The sequence below is a fragment of the Arthrobacter sp. ZGTC212 genome, from assembly GCF_002929255.1.
Classification (GTDB): Bacteria; Actinomycetota; Actinomycetes; order Actinomycetales; family Micrococcaceae; genus Arthrobacter_B; species Arthrobacter_B sunyaminii.
On sequence record NZ_PJIJ01000002.1, the window covers coordinates 13,460 to 27,821 of the forward strand.

General features: G+C 65.0%; 12 protein-coding genes. 6 read left to right on the plus strand and 6 right to left on the minus strand.

The genetic code is table 11. The annotated features are described in order from the left end of the window. Positions 1-14: 14 nt before the first annotated feature. The 3 genes from prpB to CXQ89_RS06720 form a co-directional block, all read right to left on the minus strand. Entirely contained in the window at positions 15-920 is a 906-nt protein-coding gene (prpB, locus tag CXQ89_RS06710) for a methylisocitrate lyase (RefSeq protein WP_104054753.1), read from the minus strand. After that, a complete protein-coding gene (locus CXQ89_RS06715) occupies positions 921-2,438 on the minus strand; it encodes an MmgE/PrpD family protein (protein ID WP_104160729.1) in 1,518 nt (505 codons plus the stop codon). It abuts the gene before it with no gap. A gap of 107 nt (positions 2,439-2,545) precedes the next feature. After that, complete coding sequence (locus CXQ89_RS06720) at positions 2,546-3,199, minus strand: GntR family transcriptional regulator (protein ID WP_104160730.1); 654 nt, start codon at positions 3,197-3,199, stop codon at positions 2,546-2,548. A 211-nt stretch (positions 3,200-3,410) separates the two neighbouring features. On the opposite strand from CXQ89_RS06720, the gene CXQ89_RS06725 reads away from it, so the two are divergent. Next, on the plus strand, positions 3,411-5,390 hold the full coding sequence (locus CXQ89_RS06725) for an AMP-binding protein (protein WP_104160731.1): 1,980 nt from the start codon (positions 3,411-3,413) through the stop codon (positions 5,388-5,390). 33 nt (positions 5,391-5,423) lie between these two features. On the opposite strand, the gene CXQ89_RS06730 is transcribed toward CXQ89_RS06725, so the two are convergent. From CXQ89_RS06730 to CXQ89_RS06740, 3 genes are all read right to left on the minus strand, one after another. Further along, the gene (locus CXQ89_RS06730; protein ID WP_104160732.1) at positions 5,424-5,942 is read right to left on the minus strand and encodes a GNAT family N-acetyltransferase; all 519 of its coding nucleotides are present in this window, start codon (positions 5,940-5,942) and stop codon (positions 5,424-5,426) included. 90 nt (positions 5,943-6,032) lie between these two features. Continuing rightward, positions 6,033-6,791, minus strand: coding sequence for a response regulator (locus CXQ89_RS06735; RefSeq protein WP_104160733.1), 759 nt, complete (start codon positions 6,789-6,791; stop codon positions 6,033-6,035). Next, a complete protein-coding gene (locus CXQ89_RS06740; protein ID WP_104160734.1) occupies positions 6,788-8,524 on the minus strand; it encodes an ATP-binding protein in 1,737 nt (578 codons plus the stop codon). The genes CXQ89_RS06735 and CXQ89_RS06740 overlap by 4 nt, the downstream gene beginning before the upstream one ends. Before the next feature lie 224 nt (positions 8,525-8,748). Between CXQ89_RS06740 and CXQ89_RS06745 the strand changes: the two genes are divergently transcribed. The 5 genes from CXQ89_RS06745 to CXQ89_RS06765 all read left to right on the plus strand — a co-directional run bounded on the left by CXQ89_RS06745 (position 8,749) and on the right by CXQ89_RS06765 (position 14,362). Next, a complete protein-coding gene (locus CXQ89_RS06745) occupies positions 8,749-10,122 on the plus strand; it encodes a cation:dicarboxylate symporter family transporter (RefSeq protein ID WP_104054746.1) in 1,374 nt (457 codons plus the stop codon). A gap of 542 nt (positions 10,123-10,664) precedes the next feature. Further along, on the plus strand, positions 10,665-11,564 hold the full coding sequence (locus tag CXQ89_RS06750) for an AAA family ATPase (RefSeq protein ID WP_104054892.1): 900 nt from the start codon (positions 10,665-10,667) through the stop codon (positions 11,562-11,564). A 5-nt stretch (positions 11,565-11,569) separates the two neighbouring features. Further along, positions 11,570-12,478 carry a ScpA family protein gene (locus tag CXQ89_RS06755; RefSeq protein WP_104160735.1) on the plus strand — a complete coding sequence of 303 codons (909 nt, stop codon included), beginning with the start codon at positions 11,570-11,572 and terminating at the stop codon, positions 12,476-12,478. Next, a complete protein-coding gene (scpB, locus tag CXQ89_RS06760; protein WP_104160736.1) occupies positions 12,450-13,091 on the plus strand; it encodes an SMC-Scp complex subunit ScpB in 642 nt (213 codons plus the stop codon). The genes CXQ89_RS06755 and scpB overlap by 29 nt, the downstream gene beginning before the upstream one ends. A gap of 23 nt (positions 13,092-13,114) precedes the next feature. Beyond that, the gene (locus CXQ89_RS06765; RefSeq protein WP_104160737.1) at positions 13,115-14,362 is read left to right on the plus strand and encodes a pseudouridine synthase; all 1,248 of its coding nucleotides are present in this window, start codon (positions 13,115-13,117) and stop codon (positions 14,360-14,362) included.

The following is a 14,362-nucleotide window of genomic DNA, read 5'->3' on the forward strand; positions in this document are numbered from 1 at the left end:
CCGGCAGGAAAAAGCTAGTGCTTGCCCGGAATCTGGAAGTTGAAGACCGAGGTGTCGAAGTGGTTGTAGGCTTCATAATCCACCAGATCGTACAAACGTGCACGCGTCAGCATGTTGGGCACGTCATCCTGCTGGGTGCCCTTGGCCTTGATGGTCTCCAGCGTGCGTTCCGCGGCCCCCATGGCGCTGCGCAGCAGGGTCACCGGATAGATGACCATGTTCACGCCCACCGAGGCCAGCTCGTCGTAGCTGAACAGGTCGCTCTTGCCGAACTCGGTCATGTTGGCCAGGATCGGCACGTCCACGGCGTCGCGCATGGCGGCGAACTCTTCCAGCGTCTTCATGGCCTCGGGGAAGATGGCGTCCGCTCCGGCGTCCACGAGGGCACGGGCCCGGTCCTGCGCCGCTTCAAGGCCGTCGACGGCGCGGATGTCGGTGCGCGCCATGATCAGGAAGTTAGGATCGCGGCGTGCGTCCGCAGCGGCCCGGATCCGCTTGGTGGCGGTGTCCAGGTCCACGACGTTCTTGCCGTCCAGGTGGCCGCAGCGCTTCGGGTTGAACTGGTCTTCGATGTGGCAGCCCGCCAGGCCGGCGTTCTCGAGTTCCTGGATGGAGCGTGCCACGTTCATCGGCTCGCCGAAACCGGTGTCGGCATCCACGATGGCGGGCAGGTCCGTCATCCGGGCGATCTGCCCGGCACGGGTGGCCACCTCGGTCAGGGTGGTCAGGCCGATGTCCGGCAGGCCGAGGTCATTGGCGAGGACTGCGCCGGAGATGTAGACGCCGTCGAAACCCTTTTCCTCGATCAGGCGGGCAGAGAGCGGGTTGAACGCTCCCGGGAACTGCTGGAGCGTGCCGGAAGCGAGGCCTTCGCGGAAGGCAATGCGCTTGGCTTCGGGAGTTACGGAGGAGTACAGCATTTAGAAGAGTCCCTTCGGGGCGTTGGCCGGGTCAATGACGCCCTCGGCTGCGGTGATGTTCAGCTGGTCCAGCTCGCCTGCAGCCAGTTCGGGCAGGCGCTGGACGGTGGTCAGGAACCGCTCAATCTCCTCTTCGGAGACCAGGCCGGCGGCCAGGGTGCGGAACTTGTTGATGTACTGTTCGCGGGCAAACGGCTTGGCGCCCAGCGGGTGCGCATCGGCGACGGCGATTTCGTCGGTGATCTCGGTGCCGTCGTTCAGGACGATGGTGACCTTGCCGCCGAACGCCTTTTCATTGATGTCCAGCGAGTGGTAGCGGCGGGTCCATTCCGGATCCTCCACGGTGGTGACCTTGTTCCACAGCTCCACGGTGTCGGCGCGGCCGGCACGCTCGGGGGCGTAGGAGTCCACGTGGTGCCAGGAGCCGTCCTGCAAGGCAACGGTGAAGATGTACGGAATGGAGTGGTCCAGGGTCTCGCGTGAGGCCGTGGGATCGTACTTCTGCGGATCGTTGGCGCCGGAGCCGATCACGTAGTGGGTGTGGTGCGAGGTGGCGATCAGCACGCTGGCTACCTGTGAGGCGTCGGCTGCCTCCGGGTGTTCGCGGTGGATCTTGCGGGCCAGGTCGATCCAGGCCTGGGCCTGGTACTCGGCGGAGTGTTCCTTGGTGTACGTGTCCAGGATGGCGCGCTTGGCTTCGCCGGCCTCGGGCAGCGGAACCTCGTAGGCGGCGTCGGGGCCGTCCAGCATCCAGGCGATGACACCGTCTTCGCCCTCGTAGATCGGGGTGGGGGAGGTCTGTCCGCGCATGGCACGGTCCACGGCTTCAACGGCCATCTTGCCGGCAAACGCCGGAGCGTGCGCCTTCCAGGTGGAGATTTCGCCCTTGCGGGACTGCCGGGTGGCGGTGGTGGTGTGCAGTGCCTGGCCAACGGCCTGGAAGATGGTGTCGACGTCGAGGCCCAGCAGGGTGCCGATGCCGGCGGCTGCGGACGGGCCGAGGTGGGCTACGTGGTCGATCTTGTGCTTGTGCAGGCAGATGGCCTTGACCAGGTCCACCTGGATTTCGTAGCCGGTGGCAATGCCGCGGATCAGGTCGGCGCCGGAGGCACCGGTGTGCTGCGCGACGGCGAGCAGCGGCGGGATGTTGTCACCGGGGTGGGAGTACTCGGCAGCCAGGAAGGTGTCGTGGTAATCGAGTTCGCGAACGGCAACGCCGTTGGCCCAGGCGGCCCACTCCGGGGAGGTCTTCTGCTCGACGCCGAAGACGGCCGAGCCCTTGCCGTGGGCGGAGGGGGAGAAGGACAGTGCCTGGGCGCGGGCGGCGACGATGGGCCCGCGGTTCAGGGAAGCGATGGCCACCGAGGCGTTGTCGATGATGCGGTTGATGACCATGTCCGTGACCTCGTCAGTGACGGCAACGGGGTCAGCGGCGACCTCGGCGATCTTGTAGGCCAGCTGGTCTTCGCGGGCAAGGTTCTCATCGCTGCGGTGGACCCGCACTTTGTGGAGATTCATTATGTGTCCTTTCGGGGATGTTCTGGGAACGAATGTGGCGGAGCGTTTGTCGGTGATCGTTTTGCTGGTGATGCTGTCGTGAGGTGTTGGGGCGCCTGGAACGGCGCTTAGCCGGGCGGACCGGCAGCCGCAAGGAAGTGTTCCAGCGACTTGTGCAGGTGGACCGAGGTGGCGGCGGCAGCCAGCGCCGGATCCCGGGAGGCGATGGCGGCGGCAATGGTGGCATGTTCGCCGGCGGTGGCGAGCAGCCGTTCCGGATTGTCCTTGGCCAGCCGCCGGACCCGGGCCAGATGCAGCCGAACATTGGCAAGAGCCTGGCCCAGGTAGGCGTTGGCCGCGGCGGTATCAATGGCCTCGTCCAGCCGGGCCACCAGGGCGTAGTAGGCCGAGCGGGACGGATCCTGCCCGGTTTCCTGCACGATGAGGTCCGCTGCCTGCTCGAAGTCCCGGCGCAGGGCGGTGAAGAGCTCGGGTTCCCCGCGGGTGGCGGCGAGCGAGGCCGCCTTGCATTCCAGCGCCTGGCGGAGCTCGAACAGCTCGGTGACGGTCTCGGGTGAAATCTTCGTGACGACGACGCCGCGGCCGTTGTGCGGTGCGGCCAGACCGTCCGCTGTCAGTCGGCTCAGTGCTTCGCGCAGCGGCGTGCGGGAAATTCCCAGGCGCTGAGACTGCTCAACTTCGCCCAGGACAGTTCCCGGCAGGAGCCTGCCGGTCACGATGTCTTCGCGGAGCGCCCGGTAGGCGCGGTCGCTTGCCCTCATTGGCGCTCCTTTACGCGTGTGGCCAGCCGGCGGGACTGGACTGTTCCGAATGTGATGTACCTCATCAGTGTATACACAAGATCGGGTTCCTAGTGCAAAAACAGCTAGCTGGCCTGACTTCGCTTTGTGTCATGTATACACAGCTCAGTTGGTACCGGGCGTCCACCTGCCCTAGGGTGATCGGTATCACATTGCGAATCGAGGAGGATTCATGAGCTCTGGCCTGGATGCAGGAAACGAAGCACCGAACACCGCAGCCGGTTCAGCCGCAGGGGGCGCGGACGGCGGCTACGCATCGTCCTATGCGCGCAGCCTCAGCGATCCTGAAGCCTTTTGGCTGGAAGCCGCGTCGCTGGTGGAATGGGACACCGCCCCGCAGCGGGCCCTGGACGAGTCGGGTGCTCCGCTGTACCGCTGGTTCCCGGACGGCCACCTCAATACCAGCTACAACGCCCTTGACCGTCATGTGGCCGCCGGCAGGGGAAACGCTGATGCCCTGATCTATGACTCGGCGATGCTCGGTACTACCCGCACCTATACCTACAGCCAGCTCCTGGCCGAGGTTGAGACCTTCGCGGGTGTGCTCCGCGGGCTCGGAGTGGAGGCAGGGGACCGGGTCATCATCTATCTGCCCATGATTCCGCAGGCCGTGATCGCCATGCTCGCCGCAGCCCGGCTGGGAGCCATCCATTCAGTGGTCTTTGGCGGCTTTGCCCCGAAGGAGCTGGCGGCCCGCATCGACGATGCCCGGCCCGCCGTCGTCGTTACGGCCAGCGGCGGTGTGGAGCCCAAACGTACGGTGGAATACCTGCCCAACGTGGCTGACGCGCTCGACGCTGCGACCCACCGGGTCAACCACGTGGTGGTTGCCGAACGCGACGGGTTTACCCACACCGCCCAGGAGTACGACGGCGCCCACGGCACCGCCTGGCATGACTGGGACGCGCTCGCTGCCGTTGCTTCCCCCGCAGGTCCGGTCTCCGTGGCTGCGACGGATCCGCTCTACATCCTGTACACGTCGGGCACCACCGGCGCACCCAAGGGGGTTGTCCGTGACAACGGTTCCCACGCCGTCGCCCTGGCCTGGTCCATGCGCAACATTTACGACATCGGTCCAGGCCAGGTGATGTGGACCGCCTCGGACGTGGGCTGGGTGGTGGGGCACTCCTACATTGTGTACGCGCCGCTGATCGCCGGGGCCACCACCGTTCTTTATGAGGGCAAACCGGTGGGCACGCCGGACGCCGGGGCCTTCTGGCGTGTGGCGGACCAGCACCGGGTGGATGTCCTCTTCACGGCCCCCACTGCGCTGCGGGCGATCCGCAAGGCAGACCCGGATGCCGCCCTGATGGCCGACTACGATCTCTCCCGGCTGCGGACCCTGTTTGTTGCGGGGGAGCGGCTGGACCCGGAGACCTTTACCTGGGCCGGGCGTGCGCTGGATGTGCCGGTGGTGGACCACTGGTGGCAGACGGAGACCGGCTGGGCAATCTGCGCCAACCCACTGGGGCTGGAGCAGCTGCCGATCAAGGCCGGCTCCGCGACGGTTCCGGTGCCCGGGTTTTCCCTGGCGATTGTGGATGGCAACGGCGCGGAGGTTCCGGCCGGCGAGGAGGGCAACATTGTGCTGCGGCTGCCGCTGCCGCCGGGAACGCTCACCACGCTGTGGGGCAGCGATGACCGGTTCCGGTCCTCCTACTTGGAAATCTTCGAGGGCTGCTACACCACCGGAGACTCCGGCTACGTGGATGAGGACGGCTACGTGTTCATCATGGGCCGCACCGACGATGTCATCAACGTCTCCGGACATCGGCTGTCCACCGGCGCGATGGAGCAGATCGTGGCCACGCATCCCGCGGTCGCCGAGTGTGCCGTGATCGGGGTGGCTGATTCTTTGAAGGGGCAGCGGCCGTGCGGCTATGTGGTACTGAAGGCCGGCTCTGACATTGGCGTGGAGGAGCTGCGCACGGACCTGGTGAAGCTGGTGCGCCAGTCCATCGGGCCGGTGGCGGACTTCAAGGACGTTCAGGTGGTCGAGGCACTGCCCAAGACCCGTTCCGGCAAGATCCTGCGCAAGACCATGCGCCAGATCGCCGACGGCGATGCCTATACAGTGCCGTCCACCATTGAAGATCCGGGGGTTATCGATACCCTGCTGCCCCTGCTGCGGCCGGGTGTTGAGCGGGGATGACCGGGATACGCGGCGCCGGGCGCTTATGTCCTCCTATGCTGTGGGAATCCAGTAGCGGCGCTTGCCGTGGCGGATGTCTTCCAGGATGCCGCCGTTCTTCTCGATGGTTGCCCGGGACGCGTCGTTGTCTTCATCGCAGGTGACCAGGACCGGAGAAATTCCCAGTTGGCGGGCGATAGGCAAGGCGTTCTTCAGCGCCCGGGCGGCGTGGCCGCGGCGCCGCGCCGACGGTCGCACGCTATAGCCAATGTGTCCGCCTTCGTTAAGGAGGAAGTCGTTCAGCTCATGCCGGATGGCCAGGGAGCCGATCACGGTTTCATCGTCGACGAGCCACAGGTAGGTGCAGGGGACATACCCGGGCTTCCGTGCAGTTTCAGGCAGGGCCTCGGCATGGAGTTCGGCCACGAACCGTCGGAAAGAGCCGGGATCCCTCAGGTCTTCGAGCGGCCAGTCCTCTCCGCCTGCACCGTCCCGGTGGGCGCCGTCGAACTCCGCTGCGCACTCGAGCCAAGAGGAGTGGAATGTTTCGTCGGGAAGCACAAGAGTAGCCATCCGGAGAGGGTAACGGACCGTGCCCCGGTCTTCCCTGCACCACGCCGCCGGTCCGAATCCTGACAACAACGCCCCGCCCCTTGCCGGGGTTCACCGCCGCCAGTGATACTCCAGCTCCGGGCGGCCGCGCGTGCCGTAGCGCGGGTTCCGCGCTACGGCACGCTGCTCGTCCAGATGCTCGAGGTAACGCCGGACCGTTATCCGGGACATGGCCAGTGCCTCCGATACTTCGCTGGCAGACATCGGTATCCGTGCGTTCTTCAGCAGTTCGGAGACCGTTGCCAGAGTTTCGGGGGACAGTCCCTTGGGTAGTGCGGACGACACCGTGGGCCGCAGTGCCGCCAGCGCACGGTCCACTTCGGACTGAGTGGCGGAAGTTCCCTGCCCCGCCAAGTTGAGATGGTATTCCCGGTAGGAGGCCAGCTTGGCGCTGAAGGCGGAGAAGGTGAAAGGCTTGATCAGGTACTGCGCAATCCCGGCGGACATGGCGCTGCGGACGACGGCGACATCCCGCACTGCGGTAATCGCAATGACGTCGGCGGGCACGCCCGCACCGCGGATCCGGCGCAGGACGTCCAAGCCGTGCAGGTCCGGAAGATTCATGTCCAGCAGGATGAGGTCCACGGCGGGTTTCGGGTTTTCAGTGCCGACTCCGCGCTTCCCGGCGTCATAGACGGAACCGCTGCGGGCGGTGGCTGAGGCGTTGAGGAAGGTAATGGCCTCCGTACCCGTGTGCACGACGCCGGCCAGCGAGAATCCGGGGCTGCGGCGCACATACTCGGCGTGGGCCTGCGCAACAATGCCTTCATCTTCCACCACAAGCACGGTGATGTCCCGCTCAGCATTCACTGGGGAGCCCCACTGAGAGTCAGGGGGAGGGAGGCAGGCAGGGGAATCAGCACAGTGAAACGTGCACCGCGGTCCGGTTGCCCACCCGGATCAAGATGCAGTGAGCCGCCCAGGCGCAGCACTGCCTGGCGGACCAGGGGAAGTCCAATGCCCCGGCCGGTGCCTCCGGTACCGGAGGGAAGCAGCGCCTTGGGATCCTTGGTGCTGAAGCCCTGATGAAAGATCTGCTCGGTGGACGGCTCCGGAATGCCGGGTCCGTTGTCCCGTACGCCAATCTCAAAAACGGGCCTGCCGCCGCCGTCCTCAACCACCGCAAACCGCGCGGTCACCATCGGCTCCGGGGTGTCGGCCACGGCATCAAAAGCATTGTCGATCAGGTTGCCCACTATCGTGACCAGATCTCCCGGATCCAGGTCCAGGGCAGCGGCTCTCCCGGGGGGCGCGTCTTTGAGATCAATCTGCAGGCCGATGCCGCGCTCGCGGGCCTGAGCGGCCTTGCCGGTGAGCAGTGCCGCCAGTGCGGGCTCGCCCACGGAGGCGACGACGTCGTCGGCCAGCTGCTGGGACTGCTCCAGATCGCGGGTGGCGAATTCGAGTGCATCAGCGGGACGATTGAGCTCAATCAGGGAGACCAGCGTGTGCAGACGGTTGGCGTGCTCGTGCGCCTGAGCCTGGAGCGCTTCGGTCAGGGTGTGCATGGACTGCAGTTCTCCGGTCATTGCGGCTATGTCGGTGTGGTCCCGCAGGGTGGTTACGGTTCCGATGCGTGCCCTGCGCGTGTCCCGTGCTGTTGCCCGGCTGCCGGCGGCGCCGATGAGCCGGATACGGCCGTTCGCGGATTTTGGGGTCATGACCGGCGACTGGTTCACGACCAGGATGCGGTCGCTGGCGAAGTGGAATTCATCTTCTGCTGTCCGGCCTTCGCAGAGCAGATCGGCCAGCGGTCCCGGCAGGCCCAACTCGCGGGGGCCCGTGGGCCGGCTGCCGCCGTCGGCCGGGAGCCCCAGCAGTTCTGCAGCCCGGTCGTTGTAGAGCACCAGTTCGGCGTCGTTGTTGAGCAGCACCAGACCTTCGCGCAGGGAATGCAGGGCGGAATCATGGAACGCGAACATGCTCAGGAGTTCATCCGGCCGCCGGTCCCGGGTGGTGCGGCGAAGATACCGGGATAACAGGTACGAGGCGAGCGTTCCGCACGCGAGGGCGCCCAGGGAGATGAGGAACACGGCAGGCAGCTCGGCGTTGCGCGCTATGGCAACGCGGTCAACGGTAATGCCGGCGGCCACCAGCGCCTTGACTTCCCCCTCCGCGCCGAAGACGGGAACGATGGCGCGGACTGACGGCCCCAGCGTGCCGGTATAGATTTCGGTGAAGGACTGGCCGGCGAGGGCATGCTCCACCGATCCCACATACGGTTTCCCGATCTCGTCGTCGTTACGGTGCGTGTACCGGGTCCTGTCCGGAGCCATGATGGTGAGGAAATCGATATGGGCAGCACTCATGACGGCACGGGCATAGGGCTGCAAAGTCCTGTCCGGCGTTTCGGCGGTCACCGCTTCCAGGACATAGGGATCGGCCGCAACGGTTCCGGCCACCGCCAGCATCGTCTCTGCGGACTCTTCGAAGCTGTGCTGTTCAGTTTGATGAAAGAGCGCCAGGGACAGCCCTGCTGACAGGCACACAAGAAACGCCAGCTGTCCTATAAGCAGCCGGCTGGCCAGGCTCCATTTCCGCAATGATCTTCTTTCCCGCTCATTTTGCTGGCTGCCGCCCGATACCGGGAACTGTTCCCGGCCGAGAACAGTATGACCACAACCGTGACAGTCATCACAGCGCCGGTTGACGATGTGTACGAATGACTTGTTCCCGGCGATTCCCGTACGGCTCCGCATCTGGCGGAGAACCGCAGTCTCGGTGCCGCTGAGGGATACATCAGAAACCAAGCCTAGGAGCAGTACACATGGCATCTGCCACTATTCCCCGCGGCGCCGGCTCACCGAAGAGCCCGCGCAAGAAGGACAGAACACACTTTTTGTACATTGCCGTAATTCTTGCGGTGGTTCTCGGTGCCACTTTGGGGCTTGTGCAGCCTGAATTCGCCAAGGAGCTGAAGCCGGTTGGTACCGCCTTCATCGGCCTGATCAAGATGATGATCGCACCGGTCATCTTCTGCACAATTGTCCTCGGCATTGGCTCGATCGCCAAAGCAGCCACGGTCGGCAAAGTCGGCGGCCTGGCTCTGGGCTATTTCATTGTCATGTCCACCTTCGCGCTGGCCATCGGTCTTGTGGTTGGAAACCTGATCCACCCGGGCGAGGGCCTGAACATTGCCGCAGGTGCCGAAAATGCACCGAAGGTTGCTGAAGACGCAGAAGGCATGGCGGGCTTCATCCTGAGCATCATCCCCACCACGCTGCTGTCCTCGCTGACCGGTGAGAGCATTCTGCAGACCCTGTTCGTTGCCCTGCTTGTCGGGTTCGCCCTGCAGAAGATGGGTTCCACCGGAGCCCCGATCCTCACCCTGATCGGACAGATCCAGAAACTGGTCTTCCGCATCCTGGGCATGATCATGTGGCTCGCACCCATCGGCGCCTTCGGTGCCATTGCCGCCGTCGTTGGCGAAACCGGCGTTGAAGCCATCAAGAGCATGGCGGTGCTGATGATCGCCTTCTACATCACCTGTGCCCTGTTCATTGCCGTGATCCTGGGCGGCGTGCTGAAGCTCTGCACCGGCGTGAACATCTTCAAGCTCATGCGCTACCTGGGGCGGGAATACCTGCTCATCTTCTCCACCTCATCCTCCGAGGTGGCGCTGCCCCGCCTGATCGCCAAGATGGAGCACCTCGGCATTTCCAAGCCGGTGGTCGGCGTGACCGTACCCACCGGTTACTCGTTCAACCTGGACGGCACTGCCATCTACCTCACCATGTCCGCCCTGTTCGTGGCCTCTGCCATGAACATGCCGCTGGAACTGGGTGAGCAGATTTCCCTGCTGGTCTTCATGATCATTGCTTCCAAGGGTGCTGCCGGTGTCACCGGCGCCGGCCTGGCCACACTGGCCGGCGGCCTGCAGTCTCACCGCCCCGACCTGGTGGAGGGCGTGGGCCTGATCGTCGGCATCGACCGCTTCATGTCCGAAGCACGCGCGCTGACCAACTTCACCGGCAACGCAGTCGCCACGGTCCTGATCGGTACCTGGACCAAGGAAATCGACAAAGAGCAGGTCAATGCGGTGCTGAACCGCGAACGTCCGTTCGATGAATCAACCATGGACGACGCCCATGAGGAGCCGCAGGTTCCGGAACCCGAGCTGGAAACCACGGCAGCCCGCTAAGGCTTACGCCGGGTTCATCCAACGCCGCACCGCAACACCGAGGGGCGCTTCCGCAACAGCGGGAGCGCCCCTCGGCGTTCCGGCTGGGCCGTTTCCTCCGTGGAACGGAGGCTTGTCGTGCTCCATCGGCACGTCGGGTTCCTTCGTGCACCTCACGGGCTTTGCCGAAATTCTCTGTGCAGATAACGGGCTCATTCCGGGGCAAACCCGCTTTGGGCCCGTCATCTGCACGAAGGTTTTGCGAGGGAAGGTTTTAGGCCCGTTAGCTGCACGAAGGATCCGCAGCGAGAGCAAATGCCCCCGTTATCTGCACGAAAGATTCGCGGCGGAAGATTTTGGGACCGTCATGCACGAGGGTCGAGAGCCCGGGAGCCCGGAACTTCACTCGCAAACGGCGGCCCGAAGCCAACGTTCTACCTCTAGTAGAGAGTCAAGGCTCGCGGGCGTTCCACCGCGCCGATTCGCGGTATAGGTGTTGCACGGCTGTAATCTTGACAGGGACAGCCCGCAGGACAGCTAGAGACGGAAGCGTGGATTATTACGTGAGCAGCGATCAGAGTTCAACAACTCTGCAGGACGCAACACAGGACGCAGCCGAGTCCGTGATGGGGCCGACAGGCCGCCCGCTGACGGAATTCCCTGAACCTCCGGTGCTCACTTCCCACGGACCAGCCCGGATCATCGCGATGGTGAACCAAAAGGGCGGCGTGGGTAAGACCACGTCCACCATCAACCTGGGTGCCGCGCTGGCTGAAGCCGGCCGCAAGGTCCTGCTGGTGGACTTCGATCCGCAGGGTGCTCTGTCCGCCGGGCTCGGAACCAACCCGCACGAACTGGACCTCACCGTCTACAACGTTCTGATGGACCGCAAGGTGGACATCCGCGAGGCCATCCACGAGACCGGCATCGAGAACATTGACCTGCTGCCCGCCAACATCGACCTGTCTGCCGCCGAAGTGCAGCTGGTGAACGAAGTGGCCCGCGAGCAGGTTCTGGAGCGGGCACTGCGCAAGGTTTCGGACGACTACGACGTCATCCTCATCGACTGCCAGCCCTCCCTGGGACTGCTGACCGTCAACGCGCTGACCGCCGCACACGGCGTCATCATCCCGCTGATCTGTGAATTCTTCGCCCTCCGTGCCGTCGCACTGCTTGTGGAAACCATCGAGAAGGTCCAGGACCGGCTGAACCCGGGACTGCAGATCGACGGCGTGCTGGCCACCATGTACGACGCACGGACCCTCCACAGCCGCGAAGTTATCTCCCGGCTGGTGGAGGCCTTCGGCGACAAAGTCTTCGAGACCGTCATCAAGCGGACCATCAAGTTTGCCGATGCCACCGTGGCCGCAGAGCCGATCACCAGCTACGCAGGCACCCACCCCGGTGCCGACTCCTACCGCCGCCTCGCCAAGGAACTGATTTCCCGCGGCGGCGCCCCCTAACTGCTATGGCAGCAGGCACTGTGGATTCCGCGGCCAAGGAATCCGAATCCCCGCCCGTCCGCGGCTTCCGGGTCCGGCTGGAGAATTTCACCGGCCCCTTCGACGTACTCCTGAGCCTTATTTCCAAGCACGAACTGGACATCACCGAGGTTGCCCTCGCCGATGTCACCGATGACTTCATTGGCTACATCAGGGCTCTGGGCAACGCTGAGCAGGCGTGGGCACTGGATGAAGCCAGCGAATTCCTGGTGATTGCCGCCACCCTGCTGGATCTGAAGGCGGCCCGCCTGCTGCCGGCCGGAGACGTTGAGGACGCCGAAGACGTGGCCCTGCTGGAGGCACGGGACCTGCTTTTCGCCCGGCTCCTGCAGTACCGCGCCTTCAAGGAAATTGCCGGCATCCTGGATGCCCGTCTACAGGACGAAGCTGAGCGTTTTCCGCGCCGGGCAACCCTCGAACCGCAGTTTGCGGCCATGCTTCCGGAACTGATCTGGCGGACCGGCCCGCAGGACTTCGCCGCTCTGGCCGCCAAAGCCCTTACCCCGCGGGCGGCCAAACCCACCGCTGTGGGGCTGACCCACCTGCACGCCCCCAAGGTCAGCGTGCGCGAGCAGGCGGACATTATTGCCCGCCGGCTCATGGCGGCGGGCAAACTGACGTTTGCGGCGCTGGTGGACGACGCCGGCAGCTCCGTGGCGGTAGCCCGGTTCCTGGCGCTGCTGGAATTGTTCCGGGACGGCGCTGTTACCTTCGAGCAGCCGGATCCGCTGGGTGAACTATCGATCAGCTGGTCGGCGGCCCCCGGAGCCTGGCCGGCAGTTAAGGACGCAGGCAGGGACGGATCTATCAAGAACACTGACACTCATGACATCTCTTTGGAGGAAAATGCCGCAGGACCCGTTGGCGCAGCCTGACTCTGCTGACTCTGCCCCGGAACCCGCCGACCTCCGGGCGGCGGTCGAAGCGGTCCTGATGGTGGTGGATGAACCGGTCACCCCCGCAGAGCTCGCCGAGGTGCTGGAGGTCCCGGTGCCGGCGGTGCAGGACATCCTCTCGGAACTGCAGCGCGAGTATGACGGTTATACTGGGGGAGGACCCGGTGGCACAGTACGTAGTTTTACTTCAATACGAGGTTTTGAACTGCGGGATGTGGCCGGCGGCTGGCGGATCTACTCCCGCGCCGAGTTTGCACCCGTGGTCTCGAAGTTCGTCCTGGGCGGCCAGAGTGCTCGTCTGACTCAGGCTGCACTGGAAACCCTGGCAGTGATTGCCTACCGGCAACCTGTTTCCAGGGCGCGGGTATCTGCCATCCGGGGTGTCAACGTGGACTCCGTTGTACGGACCCTGGTCCAGCGCGGACTCATCGACGATGCCGGAGTGGAACCCGAGACCGGCTCAATGATGTACCGGACCACGCCGTACTTCCTGGAACGGCTGGGACTTGGCGACCTCAACGAACTTCCGCGGCTTGCACCGCACCTGCCCGGGCTGGAAAACCTGGCTGAATTTGAAGACACTACTTACTAACCGCTACACCCGAAGGACTTTTTATGACACAGGCACCCCGCTCCGGATCAGGCCGTAACAACCCGCGAGGCGGCGGCGGAGCTGCCGGCGGCAAATCCTTCGGCAAGGGCTCCAAGCCTGCCGGCTCCCGCACCGGCGGCCGTGCCGCCGCCAAGCGCGACCCCGGCATGAGCGCCGGCGAATTCCGCGCCAACGGCTACCGCCCCCGCGAGGAGTCCGCTGAAAGCCGCCCCGAAAAGTTCCGGTCAGCAGCCTCACGCGCCTTTGACGGCAAGGGTGCAGGTGCTCCCAGGGGCTCAGGCGCCTCCAAACCCGGTGCCGGCCAGTTCAAGCCCGAAGGCTACAAGGCCGGGGCATCAAAGTCGGCCAAGCCGTACGGCACCAAGGGCGGCGCCTCCCGCACCGGCGGCCCGCAGTCAGGCCAGCGCAAGAGCGGAGACCGCGCGTTCCGCAACGAGCGTTTCGGGCAGAACCTCGGTGTGGTCAAGCGCACCACCACCCGCCGCCCGGCCAAGCCCGTCATCTCCGACCACCACGATCCCGAGGGCATCCGCCTGCAGAAGGTCATGGCCCAGGCCGGCGTGGCTTCGCGCCGTGTCTGTGAGGACATGATCCGTGAAGGCCGCGTAGAGGTCGACGGCGAAGTTGTCACCGAGGTTGGCGTCCGCGTTGATCCCGCACAGGTGGCCATCCACGTGGACGGCATGCGCCTGCAGCTGGACGAGCACCTGAAGTACTACGTCTTCAACAAGCCCAGCGGCGTGGTCTGCACCATGGACGACCCCGAGGGCCGCCCGTGCATCAGCGACTTCCTCAAGAGCACCAACAAGCACGAACGCCTGTTCCATGTGGGCCGCCTGGACACCAACACCGAGGGCCTGCTGCTGCTGACGAACGACGGCGAACTCGCCAACCGCCTCACCCACCCGTCCTATGAAGTGCCCAAGACCTACCTGGTCCAGGTCCGCGGGCCGATGGCCCACGGTGTCGGCGCCCAGATGCGCGAAGGCCTGGACCTCGAGGACGGCTTCGCCCAGGTGGACTCCTTCAAGCTGGTTGACTCCACACCGGGCCACCTCCTCGTCGAGGTTGTCCTGCACTCGGGCCGCAACCGCATTGTCCGCCGTATGTTTGAGGCTGTCGGACACCCGGTCGAGCGTCTGGTCCGCACCCAGGTTGGCCCGATCCGCGTGGGCGACCAGCGCCAGGGCAGCATCCGCGTGCTCGGCCGCACGGAAGTTGGCCACCTGCTCGCCTCTGTAGGCCTCTAG

What these genes read in the sequence shown, in the direction of transcription:
- prpB (WP_104054753.1), bottom strand. Translation starts at nt 920, where the DNA reads ATGCTGTACTCCTCCGTAACTCCCGAAGCCAAGCGCATTGCCTTCCGC.
- CXQ89_RS06715 (WP_104160729.1), bottom strand. Translation starts at nt 2,438, where the DNA reads ATGAATCTCCACAAAGTGCGGGTCCACCGCAGCGATGAGAACCTTGCC.
- CXQ89_RS06720 (WP_104160730.1), bottom strand. Translation starts at nt 3,199, where the DNA reads ATGAGGGCAAGCGACCGCGCCTACCGGGCGCTCCGCGAAGACATCGTG.
- CXQ89_RS06725 (WP_104160731.1), top strand. Translation starts at nt 3,411, where the DNA reads ATGAGCTCTGGCCTGGATGCAGGAAACGAAGCACCGAACACCGCAGCC.
- CXQ89_RS06730 (WP_104160732.1), bottom strand. Translation starts at nt 5,942, where the DNA reads ATGGCTACTCTTGTGCTTCCCGACGAAACATTCCACTCCTCTTGGCTC.
- CXQ89_RS06745 (WP_104054746.1), top strand. Translation starts at nt 8,749, where the DNA reads ATGGCATCTGCCACTATTCCCCGCGGCGCCGGCTCACCGAAGAGCCCG.
- CXQ89_RS06755 (WP_104160735.1), top strand. Translation starts at nt 11,570, where the DNA reads ATGGCAGCAGGCACTGTGGATTCCGCGGCCAAGGAATCCGAATCCCCG.
- scpB (WP_104160736.1), top strand. Translation starts at nt 12,450, where the DNA reads ATGCCGCAGGACCCGTTGGCGCAGCCTGACTCTGCTGACTCTGCCCCG.
- CXQ89_RS06765 (WP_104160737.1), top strand. Translation starts at nt 13,115, where the DNA reads ATGACACAGGCACCCCGCTCCGGATCAGGCCGTAACAACCCGCGAGGC.